This is a genomic window from Silanimonas sp., from assembly GCF_027530345.1.
In the GTDB taxonomy this organism is placed as follows: Bacteria; Pseudomonadota; Gammaproteobacteria; order Xanthomonadales; family Xanthomonadaceae; genus Silanimonas.
Window position 1 is genome coordinate 26,132 of sequence record NZ_JAPZQK010000018.1, and the last position, 14,871, is coordinate 41,002.

Annotated in this window: 11 protein-coding genes; 6 read left to right on the plus strand and 5 right to left on the minus strand. The window is 68.0% G+C overall.

The window, feature by feature from the left end; all coding sequences use genetic code 11:
- Position 1 precedes the first annotated feature (1 nt).
- Positions 2 to 1,405: a class II fumarate hydratase gene (locus O9255_RS09280; RefSeq protein ID WP_297866576.1), complete on the minus strand. Its 1,404-nt coding sequence runs from the start codon at positions 1,403 to 1,405 to the stop codon at positions 2 to 4.
- Positions 1,406 to 1,495: 90 nt separating this feature from the next.
- Here O9255_RS09280 and purB point away from each other — a divergent pair, with 90 nt between their 5' ends.
- From purB to O9255_RS09300, 4 genes are read left to right on the plus strand one after another with little or no spacing between them, the layout of a single operon-like run.
- Entirely contained in the window at positions 1,496 to 2,860 is a 1,365-nt protein-coding gene (gene purB, locus O9255_RS09285) for an adenylosuccinate lyase (protein ID WP_297866577.1), read from the plus strand.
- Between the two features lie 17 nt (positions 2,861 to 2,877).
- Positions 2,878 to 3,768 carry a subclass B3 metallo-beta-lactamase gene (bla, locus tag O9255_RS09290; protein ID WP_297866578.1) on the plus strand — a complete coding sequence of 297 codons (891 nt, stop codon included), beginning with the start codon at positions 2,878 to 2,880 and terminating at the stop codon, positions 3,766 to 3,768.
- Positions 3,765 to 5,012, plus strand: coding sequence for a cupin domain-containing protein (locus tag O9255_RS09295; RefSeq protein WP_297866579.1), 1,248 nt, complete (start codon positions 3,765 to 3,767; stop codon positions 5,010 to 5,012). The genes bla and O9255_RS09295 overlap by 4 nt, the downstream gene beginning before the upstream one ends.
- Positions 5,009 to 5,965 carry a GNAT family N-acetyltransferase gene (locus O9255_RS09300; RefSeq protein WP_297866580.1) on the plus strand — a complete coding sequence of 319 codons (957 nt, stop codon included), beginning with the start codon at positions 5,009 to 5,011 and terminating at the stop codon, positions 5,963 to 5,965. Before O9255_RS09295 ends, O9255_RS09300 begins: the two co-directional genes overlap by 4 nt.
- A 15-nt stretch (positions 5,966 to 5,980) precedes the next feature.
- Here the strand turns inward: O9255_RS09300 and O9255_RS09305 are convergent, their stop codons facing one another.
- The 4 genes from O9255_RS09305 to O9255_RS09320 all read right to left on the minus strand — a co-directional run bounded on the left by O9255_RS09305 (position 5,981) and on the right by O9255_RS09320 (position 10,625).
- A complete protein-coding gene (locus O9255_RS09305; RefSeq protein WP_297866581.1) occupies positions 5,981 to 7,555 on the minus strand; it encodes a hypothetical protein in 1,575 nt (524 codons plus the stop codon).
- Positions 7,556 to 7,744: 189 nt separating this feature from the next.
- Positions 7,745 to 9,286, minus strand: coding sequence for a hypothetical protein (locus O9255_RS09310; RefSeq protein WP_297866582.1), 1,542 nt, complete (start codon positions 9,284 to 9,286; stop codon positions 7,745 to 7,747).
- Entirely contained in the window at positions 9,283 to 10,173 is an 891-nt protein-coding gene (locus tag O9255_RS09315) for an ABC transporter ATP-binding protein (protein WP_297866583.1), read from the minus strand. Before O9255_RS09315 ends, O9255_RS09310 begins: the two co-directional genes overlap by 4 nt.
- Positions 10,170 to 10,625: a GntR family transcriptional regulator gene (locus O9255_RS09320; protein WP_345781370.1), complete on the minus strand. Its 456-nt coding sequence runs from the start codon at positions 10,623 to 10,625 to the stop codon at positions 10,170 to 10,172. The genes O9255_RS09315 and O9255_RS09320 overlap by 4 nt, the downstream gene beginning before the upstream one ends.
- Positions 10,626 to 10,772: 147 nt before the next feature.
- On the opposite strand from O9255_RS09320, the gene O9255_RS09325 reads away from it, so the two are divergent.
- Complete coding sequence (locus O9255_RS09325; protein ID WP_297866584.1) at positions 10,773 to 13,598, plus strand: 2-oxoglutarate dehydrogenase E1 component; 2,826 nt, start codon at positions 10,773 to 10,775, stop codon at positions 13,596 to 13,598.
- Between the two features lie 87 nt (positions 13,599 to 13,685).
- Positions 13,686 to 14,867: a dihydrolipoyllysine-residue succinyltransferase gene (gene sucB, locus O9255_RS09330; protein WP_297866585.1), complete on the plus strand. Its 1,182-nt coding sequence runs from the start codon at positions 13,686 to 13,688 to the stop codon at positions 14,865 to 14,867.
- The last annotated feature ends 4 nt before the right edge of the window (positions 14,868 to 14,871 follow it).

Sequence of the window (14,871 nt, forward strand, 5' to 3'; positions counted from 1 at the left end):
ATCACCCACCGCCTGACAAGCCCTCCACGATTCCGCCCTTGGTGAGTGCCAACGGGTCCAAGACCCTCGCCAGCACCTCGCGATTCAGCCCGGTCTCCTCCACGGCGACATCGAGGATCGGCCGACCGCTCGCGTAGGCCTTCTTGGCGATGGCTGCCGCCTTCTCGTAGCCGATCAGCGGGTTCAGTGCCGTCACCAGGATCGGGTTGCGGGCCAAGGCCTCCTGCAGCCGATCCTCGCGCACCGTGAATCCGGCGATCGCGCGGTCGGCGAGCAGCCGCGCGGCGTTGGCGCTGAGCTCGATGGCCCAGAGTAGGTTGTGCGCGATCACCGGCAACATCACATTGAGCTGGAAGTTGCCGCTCTGCCCCGCCACCGAGATCGTGGCGTGCATGCCCATCACCTGCGCCGCGACCATGGCGACGGCTTCCGGGATCACCGGGTTCACCTTGCCCGGCATGATCGAACTGCCCGGCTGCAGCGCCGGCAATTCGATCTCGCCCAGGCCTGCCAACGGGCCCGAGTTCATCCAGCGCAGGTCGTTGCTGACCTTCATCAGCACCACGGCGAGGCCATTGAGCTGGCCGGAGAGCTCCACGGCGCCGTCCTGCGCGGCGATGCCCTCGAAGGGATTGGCCGCCGGCTTGAAGGGCGCCCCGCTGAAGCGGGCGAGATCGGCGCAGGCGCGCTCGGCGAATCGCGGATGTGCATTGATGCCGGTGCCGATGGCCGTACCGCCAAGCGGCAGGGCCTGCAGTCGACGCTCGGCCTCCTTCATTCGCTCCTCGACGTGGCCGACCTGGCTCGCCCAAGCGAACAGCTCTTGCCCGAGGGTGAGCGGCATCGCGTCCATCAGGTGCGTGCGGCCGGTCTTCACCGTGCCGAGATGCTCATGCGCGCGGCGTCCAATCGCCTCGCGCAGATGGTCGAGCGCCGGCAGCAGCCGCTCGCGCAAAGCCAGCACCGCGCCGACCTGGATCGCGGTCGGTACCACATCGTTCGAGCTCTGGCCGAGGTTGACGTGGTCGTTGGGGTGCACCGCCATGCCGCCGAGCGAGTGCGCCACGTGCGCGATCACCTCGTTGGCGTTCATGTTGCTTGAGGTGCCCGAGCCGGTCTGGAACACGTCCACCGGGAACTCGGCGTCGAATTCGCCGGCGGCGACCTTGAGCGCTGCGTCGCGGATGGCGTCGCCGCGCTTCGCCTCGAGCAGGCCGAGACCCGCGTTCGCCTCGGCCGCGGCGGCCTTGATCAGCCCGATGGCGCGCAGGAAGCCCCGGGGCATCCGCCAGCCGGAGACCGGAAAGTTCTCGACCGCGCGTTGCGTCTGCGCGCCCCAGAGCGCCTCGGCCGGCACGGCGAGCTCGCCCATGCTGTCGCGTTCGGTGCGGGTGGGGCCGGCCATGGAACTCTCCTCGGTGTGGGGGCAGGCCCAGCTTAGCCCGGTAGAATGGCGGGCTTCCGCGGCCCGTCCGCCCCGTTTCCCGGCCCCGCCATGTCCCACGCCCTGACCGCCCTCTCCCCCCTCGACGGCCGCTACGCCGGAAAGGTCGACGCCCTGCGCCCGATCTTCTCCGAGTACGGCCTGATCCGCGCCCGCGTGTGCGTGGAGATCGCGTGGCTGCTGGCGCTTTCGGCGGAAGAAGGCATCCCCGAGCTGCCGCCCTTTTCGGAGCAGGCCGCCTCGATGCTGCAGCGCCTCGCCGACGGCTTCTCGGTGGAGGACGCGGCGCGGGTGAAGGCCATCGAGCGCACCACCAACCACGACGTCAAGGCGGTCGAGTATTTCCTCAAGGAGAAGCTCTCCGAGAGCGACGAGCTCAAGGCCGCGCTGGAGTTCGTGCATTTCGCCTGCACCTCCGAGGACATCAACAACCTCAGCTACGCGCTGATGCTGAAGCAGGCCCGCGACGAGGTGCTGCTGCCGCAGCTCGACGCGCTGATCGAGACGCTGAAGAAGCTGGCCTACGAGTACGCCGACGAGCCCATGCTCTCGCGCACCCACGGCCAGACCGCCAGCCCGACCACCTTGGGCAAGGAGCTGGCCAATGTCGTCGCCCGCCTGAAGCGCCAGCGCCAGCAGCTGGCGCAGGTCGAGATCCTCGGCAAGATCAATGGCGCCGTTGGCAACTACAACGCCCACCTGTCGGCCTACCCGAACGTCGACTGGCCGCGCCTCGCGCAGGGTTTCGTCGAGTCGCTGGGCTTGAACTTCAACGCCTACACCACGCAGATCGAGCCGCACGACTTCATCGCCGAGCTGGGCGACGTGCAGCGCCGCATCAACACCATCCTGATCGACTTCGCCCGCGACGTCTGGGGCTACATCTCGCTGGGCTACTTCAAGCAGGCGCTGAAGGACGGCGAGGTCGGCAGCTCGACCATGCCGCACAAGGTCAACCCGATCGACTTCGAGAACGCGGAAGGCAACTTCGGCATCGCTAATGCGCTGTTCGAGCACTTCGGCGCCAAGCTGCCGATCAGCCGCTGGCAGCGCGATCTCACCGACTCGACCGTGCTGCGCGCGCTGGGCACCGCATGGGGTCACACGCTGGTCTCGTACGACGCGCTGAACCGCGGCATCGGCAAGCTGAAGGTGAACCCCGGGCGCCTCGCCGAGGACCTCGACAACAGCTGGGAAGTGCTGGCCGAAGCCGTGCAGACGGTGATGCGCCGCTACGGCCTTCCCAACCCCTACGAGCAGCTCAAGGCGCTCACGCGTGGCCAGGCCATCACCCAGGCCTCGATCCGCGAGTTCATCGCCGGCCTCGACCTGCCCGAGGAGCCGAAGCGTGCCTTGCTCGAACTCACGCCCGGCACCTACACCGGCCGCGCCGAATCGCTGGCGAAGTCCGTCTGATCCGCGACAGGCTCGCCATGCGCCTTGCCCTCGCCAGCCTGCCCCTGCTGCTTCTGGCCGTGGGAACGGCGAGGGCCGACGGCCTCGAGCCCACGCCCACCTGCCCTGACGACGCCGGCTGGAGCGACCCGACGCCGCCGCGCAAGGTCTTCGGCAACACGTGGTACGTGGGCACCTGCGGCATCAGCGCGCTGCTCATCACCGGCAACGACGGCCACGTGCTGATCGACGGCGCCACGCCCGAAGCCGGGCCGATGATCGTCGAGAGCATCCGCACGCTAGGCTTCGACCCGCGGGACGTGCGCGTGCTGTTGAACACGCATGAGCACATCGACCATGCCGGCGGCCTCGCCGCGATCCAGCAGGCCACCGGCGCACCGCTGCGCGCGCGGCGGCCCGGCCTGATCGCGCTGCGCAAGGGCGACATGGACATGCGCGACCCGCAGCTGCCGTTCCGCATGCCGGGCTTTCCGCCTGTCCCGGTGATCGAGACGCTGGCCGACAACGCCGAGGTCCGCGTCGGGGATCTCGCGATCCAGACGCATGCCACGCCGGGCCACTCGCTCGGCGGCACCAGCTTCACCTGGACGAGCTGCGAGGGCGAAACCTGCCGCGCCATGGCGTTCGCCGATTCGCTGAGCGCGGTGGCCCCGGATACCTACCGCTTCAGCGATCCGGCGAATTCGCCTGCGTTCGTGCCCCTGCTGCGCCAAGCCTTCGCCACCGTCGCTGCCCTGCCCTGCGACATCCTCGTTTCCCCGCATCCCGTGGCCAGCCGGCTCTGGTACCGCCTCGGTGAGGCGCCGAGCGAGCCTCTGGTCGATCCGACTGCCTGTCGCCGCTACGCAGAGGCCGGCGCCCGCCGCCTCGACGCCCGCCTCGCCACCGAACGTCCGGCCACCCCATGAACCGCAAGACCAGCGCTCCTTCGAAAACCCTGCCGATCGAAATCGACGCCACCGGCAAAGGCCCGCTCGGCATGCCGGCCGACGTGTTCCTGCGCGACTACTGGCAGAAGCGGCCCCTGCTGATCCGCAACGCCTTTCCCGGCTTCGAGACCCCGATCAGTCCTGACGATCTTGGCGCGCTGTCGCTCGAGGCCACCGCGCTCTCGCGCCTGATCGTCTGGGATCGAAAAAAAGACAAGTGGACCGTCGAGACCGGCCCGCTGCCCGAGGACCGCTTCGACCGCGTGCCCGAGCGCGACTGGACCTTGCTGGTGCAGGACGTCGACAAGTGGGACGCCGACGTACGCGAGCTGGTCGAGGCCTTCCCCTTCTTGCCGCGCTGGCGGATCGACGACGTGATGATCAGCTTCGCCGTCGAAGGCGGCTCGGTCGGGGCGCACATCGACCAGTACGACGTCTTCCTGCTTCAGGGCATGGGCCATCGCCACTGGCAGATCGATGCGAACCCGAACCAGCCCGTCGATTTCCGTAACGATGCGCCGATCAGGCTGCTGAAGTCGTTCACGCCCAGCCACGAATGGACGCTCGGCCCCGGTGACATGCTCTACCTGCCTCCCGGCCTCGGCCACCACGGCGTCGCGCTCGACCCCTGCCTGACCTTCTCGCTGGGCATGCGTGCACCGGCCAAGGCCGAGCTGATCGAAGACTTCGCGCTGGAATTGGCGTCGCGCGCCGGCGAGCGCGAGCGCTACGCCGACCCGGACCTCGCGGTGCCGACGGATGCCTTTGAGATCGACGCTGCAGCCCTCGACCGGGTCAAGCAGACCCTCGGTGGCATGGCCGGCGACGGCGCCGAGGACGAGGCCGTGCTGCGCCGCTGGTTCGGCCGCTTCATCACCCGCTACCGCGCCTCCGGCAACCTGCAGCCGCCCAAGAAGGCTTCGACGCGTGCCGAGTTCGACGCGGCGATCGCCGCCGGCGGCGTGGTGCAGCGCCATCCGTTCTCGCGCGTCGCCTGGCTGCGCGAAGGCAAGAGCAAGGCGATGTGGTTCGTCACCGGCAGCGACATCGAAGGCCTGCGGGCGAAGGATGCCGCCCTGCTCTGCCGCGAGGACACGCTCAACGCCGCGGCGTGGGACCTGCTCGACGAGCACGCCCGCGAAGCCGTCGTCGCGCTCGCCGCCCTCGGGCACTATCGCGCCATCGCCCCGAAGAAGCCCCGCTCGCCCAGGAAGCCCCGATGATCAGTGCCGGATTCCGCGTCGAACCCGCCGACTACACCGTCGATTTCGCCGATCTCCGCGCCGTGCGCGAGCCGGTGTTCGTGGTCGAGCAGCAGGTGCCGATCGAAGAGGAATGGGACGAGCTCGATCCGCAGTGCCGGCACGTGATCGCCCGCGACGAGTCGAACCGCCCCATCGGCACGGGACGCCTCACGCCGGAGCGCAAGATCGGCCGAATGGCCGTGCTCGCCGAATGGCGTGGGAAGGGCGTCGGCGACGCGCTGATGGAAGCCTTGATGGACGAGGCCCGCGCCTTGGGCTGGCCGGAGGTCAGCCTGAATTCGCAGACGCATGCCATGCCCTTCTACGCGCGCCACGGCTTCGAGGCCTTCGGCGACGAGTTCATGGAAGCCGGCATCCCGCACCGGAAGATGCGCAAGGCGTTGGGCGCGCCCGATCCGGGCCGCCGCCCGCGCACCGCACCGCAAGGCGACGCCGCGCTGCGCGAATTCACCAGTGAATCGGAAGTGCGCGATCTCAGCATCGAGCTGCTCGGCCGCGCCCGCCGCGAGGTCCGCGTGTTCACCCGCGATCTCGAGCCGGCGCTGTACGGCCACGCAGGCTTGCTCGACGCCCTGCGGACCTTCGCCACCTCGGGGCGTGGGCCGAGCGTGCGCGTCATCGTCGTCGAGCCCGAGCGACTTCGTGGCGAGAGCCATCCGCTGCTGCCGCTCGCCCAGCGACTCAGCTCGGTGTTCGCCCTGCGCACTCCGGTCGATCCGGAGGACCGCCAGGCCGCCGAGGGCTACCTCGTCGTCGACGAAACCGCATACGCCTTCCGCCCGTTGGCGACGCGTTTCGAAGGTAGCGGCTGCCTCGACGGTCCGGCCCGCGCGCGGCAACTGGCCCAGGAGTTCGATCGCCGCTGGGAACGCGCGAGGGAACTCACCGAACTGCGCGCGCTCGGCTTCTGAGGCCGGCGTAGCGGATCAACCGGCCTGGGTCAGCGAGGACGCCGGTAGACGGATCTCGAAGCGGTAGTGGCCCGCAGCATCGGCGGCGATCTGCAACAGTTCGACGCGGGGGCCACTGGGCGATACGACGCCATCGATCGCCCGCAGCGTGTTCGACACGCAACGCATCTCGTCCGCCTCGCCAGCGATGATCACCGCGTCTCCTGCGTAGCGCAGCGACGTGCTGCGGCAACCCGCCGACAGCAACGGCTGGATCCGCGTTTCCACTTCGGCCAAAGGGGCGAACCCCGGCGGCATCGGGCCGGACTGGGGCAAGGGATCCGACGGCGGATTGGGCGATGCGGTCTGTGGCGCGTCCGTGGCGGAGGCATCACTCCCCGGCGCCGGAGTGAAGCTCACCAGGACGCGCTCGCTCGGCGGTTGGACCGCCGGATGGGTGTCGAGGAAGATTTCGAACTCGTGGCGTACCTTCCCACCGCTCGAGATCACCCGCTTGATCACTTCGCGGTCTTCGATGTGCCCCGGATCGCCCTCCTTCAGGGCGGCAAGGAACCACTCCAGCCGGCGCCACTGTTCCTCCCCCTCCATCAGCGGGTCACTGGGCACCGCATGCACGCGGACGCGGTGCCCGATGAACGGCAGTTGCGCGATCTCGACGGATTCGATGGTGACGCCCGCCGGAAGCAGCGGACGCAAGGCATCGCGCACCGCATCGGGATCGGCATACCGCCGCTCGGCGCTGCGGCGAGCGCTGGCCGCAGCGACGGCCTGCTCCTGCTCGATCACATCTGCGGGGCGAGCGAACACGTACCCCAGAGACACACGATCCGCGTCCCAAAGCTGTATCGACGCGTCGCGCGCCCACCGCGCCGTGCCCAAGTAGGCGCCGGTGGGCACGCGCCAGGACTGGTCGCCCCAGCCGCCCATGGCGGTATAGGTCCTTTCCTTGGATTCGAACACCAGGTGCCCACCGTCATCGAGCGTCATCCGCACCGGCGCGAGGTGCTCGCGCGGCAAAACCACCCAGCCGTCCTCGCAGGTGAAATCCCGGCCCCGATCCAGACGCACCACCGTGCCCGTCGCTGGGCCCAGGTCACGGAGCCGTGCCTGCAGCACCGGCTCGCCGTTGCGGGCGACGAAGGCCGCACGGCTCGTCGGCTGCATCAACGCGTACCACTCGGCGTATCGCGGACGCTGATGCTCTCGGATCGTTTCGAGTTCAGCCATCACGTTGCCGAAGGAACGGACGAAGTGCAGCTCGATGGCATGGGTACCGTCGGAGTGCACGACCACGCCCTCGTACTGCGCAAGGTCGCCGGCGCCGTAGCCCTGGCCGCCCCTCGGCGAGAACACGTCGTCGAGTCGGGAGGGCTTCTCCGGATCGACTCCCGGATCGGGATCGCCATCCGCGGTCAGCGGCTGCAGGGCATAGCCGCCGCTGAGATCCGGGCAGCCGGTGACGGGATCGGTGGGCGGATCGCCCTGATCGGCACCGCGTTCGAAGGCGGTGCATCCGGCCAGCAACGCCCCCAGCAGTGGAACGAGGAAGCGCTTGGCCGATGCGCGCTCAGCGGGTGTTGGCAATGGCATCGAGGTTCTCGGAAGCATGGCGGTCGGGTCGACGGATGGCACCACGGATGACTGGCTCGCGCCAAGTGGGCGGAACTCCGCGACACGAGTTACGGAATCCGTGTCGGATTCCGTGGATTCATGGTCGCGATTTCCCATCCTTTGTTCGCGGGCGACCGGGAGCGCTAGCGCAAGCGCGTTGCCTCCGAATCACGCGGAACGAGGCATCAGGCCACGAATCAGCGCGTTGTCATGTTCGCCGTGCAGTCGAACGGCGGCGATCCCCAACAGGACCGCCGCGATCGCCAGCAACGCCAGCAACGCCATGACGGGCAAGATCGGATCCACGCGGATGAAGTGCAAAAACTGCCCGAACAGCTTGTCGAAATGGGAGGAGATGCCCTGCATCCAGACCATCGGACCGTAGACGAGGGCGAGACCCGTCGCCACGCCTGCGGCATCCGAGAAGCGCTGCGCCGCCTTCGAACCCAGCATCAGCCCATGCGTGGACGTTCGCATGCGCAGCGCCTCCAGCAGGCCCACGGCCGCAAGAATCCCCAAGCCGAGCGGGGCGACGCCAGCAAACGCCGCAGTACCCAGGACCAACAACATCATCCCCAGACTCTGCGGGAGCCACAGCGGGCGCAAGCGCCGACGCCAGGCGGCGTACCCGGCGGCTACACCCGGGAGCAGTCGGACTTCTGCATGCAATGCACCCGTTTCGCGAAGCTCCGAGGCAAGCCGCCGCGCATAACCCGCCTGAAGCGCACCGTTCATCACGAAGCCCCACAGCACCAGCAGCATTACAAGAAGCAGCACGAGCATTTCGGAAAGCGTGCGCTTGCCCGGACTCAGCGTGTACATCACGGTGAAGAACCCGAGCATCAGCATCGGCCAACCCAGCATGACTCCGGCCCATTTCAGCCAATGGCGAGCCGGATCGGCGACTTGCCGCCAGGCCTGTTCTCCGAGCAGCGCACGCACGCGGGCGTCAGCATCCAGGCGATCCAGCGTGGGGTTCGCCGGTCGGGCGCGCTGTCGGCGCGCCTGCAGCAGCACCGCCAAGGGCGCGCTGTTCGGCGCGTCGAACGGGCTGCCCGTGTGGCGACCGAAACTGAAGACGAACGCGTAGTCGCCACCCACGGCCGGATCCACACCTGCCCGACGCAGCGAGCGCAAACGACGGAACATCAGCACGAGTGCCAGACCGACGATCGGAACCGCCACCTGCAAGGCGTCCGCATCCATTCTCGAAAACGAATCGGCGGAAACGACCACCACCAGTCCGATGGGTAGCAGCATCATCACCGGCATCCAGCGGTATGGCATGACAGCCGCCAGCGCACCGATCGATGACGCGACCATCGCGACCGCCAGCGTTTTGGCCACCACCACGGAAGACACGACGCCGGGGGCCAGCCACGACGCGATCCCCATCGCGCCGAAGAGAACGGCAAGAAAGGTCGAGAAGCGGAGCGCTTCGGCGACGAGACTCGAGGACGTGACGCCCGGCACGGCCTGGCGCGACGCGTCGAACCAGAACAAAACGGAGCGCGCGCTGCTGAACTGGTATCGGAACATCAAGGGCAGCCCGACCAAGGGGAGCGTCCTCGCACTCACCGCGCCGAGCGTGGCGTCATCGCTGGCCAATGCCCCGATGAAGCCGATCAGGGCTCCCATTCCGGCAAGCGACAGAGCCCAAGCCGCATCGCCCCAAGTCGTGGTGGCACGGAGGACCTTGAGGGCGCTCATTCCACCACCTCGATGAACAGGTCTTCGAGTGAGAGATGGTCGACGCGAACGCCGGGGGCCTCGGCGAGTGCCGGCCAGCGTTCGCGGCCACGCTGCACGAGCAGACGCAGGCCACCGTCGACCGTCTGTCGGCGCGCCAACTCGCCGGGCACGGGCCCCTTCAGCGTGTCGACCGCGCTCGCTGGAACGTGCAGGCGGGCGATGTTTTCCTTCAACACGTCCTGCGGCGCGCACAGCAGCAGTTCGCCGCGGTGAAGGAAGGCGATGTCGCTGGCTACACGCTCGAGGTCGGAGATGATGTGCGTCGAGAACACCACAGTGGTGCCGAGTTCACCGGCCCGCAAGACGATTTCGCGCATCAATTCCCTGCGCCCCACCGGATCCAACGCCGACGCCGGTTCATCCAGAACCAGCAACTCAGGCGAATGCGCCATGCCACGGATCAGCGCAAGACGCTGGCGCTCACCCGGCGATAGCTTGCCGACCAGTGCCTTCGGGTCGAGGGCCCAGCGCTCCAGCATGGCCTTGGCCCAAGCCTTGTCCCAGCGCGTGTAGAAGCCACCGATCAAGGCGAGCATGTCATCGACGCGCATCCACGACATCGATTCGGGCTGCTGAGCGACGTAGCCAATTCGCTGCTTCACGGCATCGGACAAGGCTCGCGCCGGTTCACCGAAGAGGCGTGCTTCGCCACCGTCGACCGGCACGAGGCCAAGCAATGCCCTCATGAGGGTCGACTTACCCGCGCCATTGCGACCGACCAGGCCAAGCACCGCGCCCGCCGGGACCTGCAGCGTGAGATCGCGCAGGACGGGCTTTCCGTCGAAACTCTTGCGTAGGCCGCTGCAGCGCAGCGGGGCTTCCGGGATGAAGGCATCGGGGGTCATCGGGAGGTCCTTGGGGATTTCGGGGAAGTCGCAACAGGGGGCGTCGCCGCCGGGGGGGCGTCGACTTCGGGGGTGAGAAACAACGCGTGCAGACGCTCGCAGACCGGTCCGGCGGCCAGGCCGAGATCACTGGCTTCACGGATCACATCGCGCAGCCGCGGCTCGAGAAGACGCATCCGGGCATCCGCCGTCAGGCCGACGCCGCGGGCTTCGGCCACCGCCATGCCAACGCCGCGCCGTCGCTCGAGCACACCGTCCGCCTCGAGCTGGCTGTAGGCGCGGCTCACGGTCATCGGATTGATGGCATGGTGCTCGGCCATCTCGCGCACCGAAGGCAATCCCTCGCCCACGCGAAGCTGGCCCGCCGCGACGAAGCGGCGTACCTGCTCCACGATCTGGCGGTAGATCGGGTCGGCCGAGGCGGGGCTGATGAGGAAGTGGCTTGCGTCCATGTGTATCAATAAACCAATACACCAAGCCGCCGTCAAGCCCCCTTGGCGCTCGTTGCGCCTATAATTGCGGCGCGCCGGGTCCCGCGCCGGCGTCAAGTCCTTCAAAAACAATCACTTGACCCCGCTGGGGTCGTGCACAGGATCGCCGTGGCCAGCCTTCTCAAGACCTTCGCCCAGTCCTCGCAGCTCTCCGGCGGCAACGCCGCGTTCATTGAAGAGCTTTACGAGCAGTACCTCCGCGATCCGGCTTCGGTCGACGCGAAATGGAAGGCCTACTTCGACGGCTTCGGCGGCAGCGCCGACGTGCCGCACTCCGATGCGATGGCCCGCGTGCAGGTCGCCGGCATGTTGGCCGCCAAGGGCCTCGGCGGTGGCGTCGACGAGGACACCGCGAAGAAGCAGGCGGCGGTCAGCAAGCTGGTGACGGCCTACCGCTCGCGCGGCCACCTCGGCGCCTCGCTCGATCCGCTCGGCATGGCCGGCAAGCCGGAAGCCCCGGACCTCGAGCTCGAGTTCCACGGCCTCGGCAAGGGTGATCTCGACACCGAATTCCCGGTCAACACCTACTTCGGCGCTGACCGCCTGAAGCTCAAGGACTTGCTGGCCAAGCTGCGCACCACCTACTCCAGCGTCATCGGCGCGGAGTTCATGCACATCAGCGATGCGAAGCAGCGCCACTGGATGCAGGAGCGCCTGGAGAAGGCCGCCGGCCGCTTCGGCTTCAGCAAAGATGAGCAGACCCGCATCCTCGAGCGCACCACCGCGGCCGAAGGCCTCGAGCGCTACCTGCACACGAAGTACGTTGGCCAGAAGCGCTTCTCGCTCGAGGGCGGCGATGCGCTGATCCCGGCGATGGACGTGCTGGTGCGCCGCGCCGGCGCCAACGGCGTCAAGGACATGGTCATCGGCATGGCCCACCGCGGCCGCCTCAACGTCCTCGTGAACACGCTCGGCAAGCCGCCGTCCAAGCTGTTCGCCGAGTTCGAAGGCCGCTTCGAACACCACGACGACCCGGCGCATTCGGGCGACGTGAAGTACCACATGGGCTTCTCGGCCGACATCGCCACGCCCGGCGGCCCGGTGCACATCGCGCTGGCCTTCAACCCCTCGCACCTTGAAATCGTGAACCCGGTGGTCGCGGGTTCGGTGCGCGCGCGGCAGATGCGTCGTGAAGACAAGGATCGCGGCCAGGTGCTGCCCATGCTGATTCACGGCGACTCGGCCTTCGCCGGCCAGGGCGTCATCATGGAGCTGTTCCAGATGTCGCAGGCCCGCGGCTTCGCGGTCGGCGGCACGCTGCACATCGTCATCAACAACCAGGTCGGCTTCACCACCAGCCGCCCGGACGACACCCGCTCCACGCTCTACTGCACCGACCCCGCCAAGATCGTCGGCGCGCCGGTGCTGCACGTGAACGGCGATGACCCGGAAGCGGTGGCGTTCTGTGCGCAGCTCGCGTTCGACTTCCGCCAGACGTTCAAGAGCGACGTGGTCATCGACCTCGTCTGCTACCGCCGTCACGGCCACAACGAGGCCGACGAGCCTGCAGCCACGCAGCCGCTGATGTACCAGAACATCCGCGCCCGCAAGACCACCCGGGAGCTCTATGCCAACCGCCTGATCGAAGCCAACGTGATCAGCGCGGACGAGGCGAAGGCCTTCGTCGACGGATACCGCGCCAACCTCGACAAGGGCGAAGTGACGGCCGACGTCACCACGGCCGCGAAGGACAGCGTCAGCGTCGACTGGTCGCCCTATTTCAAGGGTTCGCTCAGCGACGAGGTCAAGACCGCGGTCGCCCGCAAGACCCTCGACGCGCTCGCACAGCAGATCAATGCCGTTCCCGAAGACCGCAAGCTGCACCCGCGCGTCGCCAAGATCTACGAGGACCGCCGCAAGATGGCGGCCGGCGAGCTGTCGATGGACTGGGGCTTCGCCGAGAACCTGGCCTACGCGACGCTGCTGAAGGAAGGCTTCAAGCTGCGCCTCGTCGGCCAGGACGCCGGCCGCGGCACCTTCTTCCACCGCCATGCCGTGCAGCATGACCAGGCCTCGGGCGAGGCGATCATGCCGCTGCGCGAACTGGTGTCGAACCCCGAACACGTCGTGGTGATCGACTCGCTGCTCTCTGAAGAAGCCGTGATGGCCTTCGAGTTCGGCTACAGCACGGCCGAGCCGACCACGCTGAACATCTGGGAAGGCCAGTTCGGCGACTTCGCCAACGGTGCCCAGGTCGTCATCGACCAGTTCATCACCTCGGGTGAAGCCAAGTGGGGCCGCCTCTGCGGCCTCGTGCTGTTCCTGCCTCACGGCTACGAGGGCCAGGGCCCCGAGCACAGCTCGGCGCGCCTAGAGCGCTTCCTGCAGCTTTGCGCGCACCACAACATCTCGGTGGTCACGCCGACGACGCCGGCGCAGAGCTTCCATATGCTGCGCCGCCAGATGCTGCGCGGCACGCGCAAGCCGCTGGTCGTCATGACCCCGAAGTCGATGCTGCGCCACAAGCTTTCCGTGTCGACGCTCGAGGACCTCGCCAAGGGCAGCTTCCAGACCCTGATCCCGGACAGCACGGCCAAGGACGCCAAGAAGGCGACCCGCGTCGTGGTGTGCGGCGGCAAGGTCTACTACGACCTCGTCGAGGACGCCGAGAAGCGCGGCCTCACCGATGTCGCCGTCGTGCGCATCGAGCAGCTCTATCCCTTCCCGCGCGCCGAGCTCACCGCCGAGCTCAAGCGCTTCGGCAAGGCCGCCGAAGTCATCTGGTGCCAGGAAGAGCCGCAGAACCAGGGCGCGTGGTACCAGATCCGCCACCACATCGAAGCCTGCCTCGCCAAGGGCCAGACCCTCAGCTACGCCGGTCGCGGCCGCTCCGCGGCGCCGGCCTGCGGCCACCTCAGCCAGCACAACGTCGAGCAGGCCGCACTGCTCGAAGCCGCGCTGGTCGGCCCGCAGGTGCTGGCGGTCGCCGAGTAAGCGACTCGCCCCCTCCACGAATGCCGCAGGGGCGCGCCCCTGCCCCACGCTCCTCCCGATATCGAACCCCGACCGAGAACGCCCGACATGGCCACTGAAATCAAGGTTCCGCCGCTCCCCGAGTCCGTCTCCGACGCCGTCATCGCCGCCCTGCACAAGAAGGTGGGCGACAGCGTCCGCCGCGACGAGAACCTGGTCGACCTCGAGACCGACAAGGTCGTTCTCGAAGTGCCCTCGACCGTCGATGGCGTGATCAAGGAACTGAAGGTCAAGGTCGGCGACACGGTGAATTCCGACCAGCTGCTGATCATCGTCGAGGAAGGTGCCGTGGCCGCCGCACAGGCGCCTGCCGCCGCTGCACCGGCTGCCGCGCCCGCGGCTGCCCCGGCTGCTGCGCCCGCGAAGTCCGCCGCTCCGGCGCCCGCCGCGAAGAGCGACACCGGCCTTCCGCCGGGCGCTGCGTTCTACGCCGCGCAGAACGGCATCAATCCGGCCGAGGTCGCCGGCACCGGCCGCCGCGGCGCGGTGACCAAGGAAGACCTGGTCAATTTCGCCAAGGGCGGCGGCGCGCGTCCGGAAGAGCGCGTTCCGATGACCCGCATGCGCAAGCGCATCGCCGAGCGCATGATGGAATCGAAGAACTCGATCGCCATGCTCACCTCGTTCAATGAAGTGAACCTTCGCGAAGTGATGGCCATGCGCAAGGCGCAGGGCGAAGCCTTCGAGAAGGCGAACGGCATCAAGCTCGGCTTCATGAGCTTCTTCGCCAAGGCCGCGGCCAACGCGCTGCAGCGCTTCCCGATCATCAACGCCTCGGTCGACGGCGATGACGTGATCTACCACGGCTACGCCGACATCTCGATCGCCGTGGCCACCGACAAGGGCCTGGTGACGCCGGTGCTGCGCAACGTCGAGCGCATGAGCTTCGCCGACGTCGAAGGCGCCATCGCCGGTTACGCCAAGAAGGCGCGCGACGGCAAGCTGGGCCTCGAGGACCTGCAGGGCGGCACCTTCACCATCACCAACGGTGGCACCTTCGGTTCGCTGATGAGCACGCCGATCGTGAACCCGCCGCAGAGCGCCATCCTCGGCATGCACGCCATCAAGGAGCGCCCGATCGCCGAGAACGGCCAGGTCGTGATCGCGCCGATGATGTACATCGCGCTGAGCTACGACCACCGCATCATCGACGGCAAGGACGCGGTGCAGTTCCTGGTCGACATCAAGAACCAGCTGGAAAACCCGCACCGCATGCTGCTCGGCCTGTAAGGAG

What these genes read in the sequence shown, in the direction of transcription:
- O9255_RS09315 (WP_297866583.1), bottom strand. Translation starts at nt 10,173, where the DNA reads ATGACCCCCGATGCCTTCATCCCGGAAGCCCCGCTGCGCTGCAGCGGC.
- O9255_RS09310 (WP_297866582.1), bottom strand. Translation starts at nt 9,286, where the DNA reads ATGAGCGCCCTCAAGGTCCTCCGTGCCACCACGACTTGGGGCGATGCG.
- O9255_RS09300 (WP_297866580.1), top strand. Translation starts at nt 5,009, where the DNA reads ATGATCAGTGCCGGATTCCGCGTCGAACCCGCCGACTACACCGTCGAT.
- O9255_RS09295 (WP_297866579.1), top strand. Translation starts at nt 3,765, where the DNA reads ATGAACCGCAAGACCAGCGCTCCTTCGAAAACCCTGCCGATCGAAATC.
- O9255_RS09280 (WP_297866576.1), bottom strand. Translation starts at nt 1,405, where the DNA reads ATGGCCGGCCCCACCCGCACCGAACGCGACAGCATGGGCGAGCTCGCC.
- bla (WP_297866578.1), top strand. Translation starts at nt 2,878, where the DNA reads ATGCGCCTTGCCCTCGCCAGCCTGCCCCTGCTGCTTCTGGCCGTGGGA.
- purB (WP_297866577.1), top strand. Translation starts at nt 1,496, where the DNA reads ATGTCCCACGCCCTGACCGCCCTCTCCCCCCTCGACGGCCGCTACGCC.
- O9255_RS09320 (WP_345781370.1), bottom strand. Translation starts at nt 10,625, where the DNA reads ATGGACGCAAGCCACTTCCTCATCAGCCCCGCCTCGGCCGACCCGATC.
- sucB (WP_297866585.1), top strand. Translation starts at nt 13,686, where the DNA reads ATGGCCACTGAAATCAAGGTTCCGCCGCTCCCCGAGTCCGTCTCCGAC.
- O9255_RS09305 (WP_297866581.1), bottom strand. Translation starts at nt 7,555, where the DNA reads ATGCCATTGCCAACACCCGCTGAGCGCGCATCGGCCAAGCGCTTCCTC.